This window comes from Nioella ostreopsis (assembly GCF_004000255.1).
Taxonomy (GTDB): Bacteria; Pseudomonadota; Alphaproteobacteria; order Rhodobacterales; family Rhodobacteraceae; genus Nioella; species Nioella ostreopsis.
Genome location: NZ_RCIQ01000089.1, coordinates 1 through 480, shown reverse-complemented (window position 1 = coordinate 480; position 480 = coordinate 1). Strand labels below are relative to the sequence as shown.

Annotated in this window: 1 protein-coding gene; it reads right to left on the bottom strand. The window is 66.7% G+C overall.

All coding sequences use genetic code 11. The features are described from left to right. Nucleotides 1–49 precede the first annotated feature (49 nt). On the bottom strand, nucleotides 50–480 hold a 431-nt coding region (locus EP237_RS22925; RefSeq protein WP_127563116.1), incomplete at its 5' end, for an IS5 family transposase.

The window sequence follows — 480 nt, the reverse complement described above, 5'->3', positions numbered from 1 at the left end:
TGTTGCAGAACGGCGTCCTGAGGCGTGAGGGCCCCTTTCCCCGTCAGGTTCAGGTCACGCGGACGATCTTGGCTGTGCCGAGGGCGTTGAAGCGGTTCATGAGGGCGACGCGGATGTGGATTTCGGCAGTCTGGCGGTCGGGGTCTCTGGCGGCGATGCGCTCGCCGAAGGCCTTCAGGCATCGCATCCTGGCCTCGGCGCGGCTGCGGATATGGTATCCGGTCCACCGCTTCCAGAACGCCCTGCCATAGTGACGTGTGGCGCGCAGGGTTTCGTTGCGCGCCCGGGCAACTGGGCAGTCGTCTTTCCATGGCCGACCGTTCTTGCGGATCGGGATGATCGCAGTGCCACCGTGGGCGATGATGGCGCTATGGCAGCGGCGGGTGTCGTAGGCGCCGTCTGCGGTCACGGTGCCGATGTCTTCGTCGTCCGGGATCTGGTCCAGCAGGTCTGGCAGGACGGGGCTGTCGCCTTCCCGGC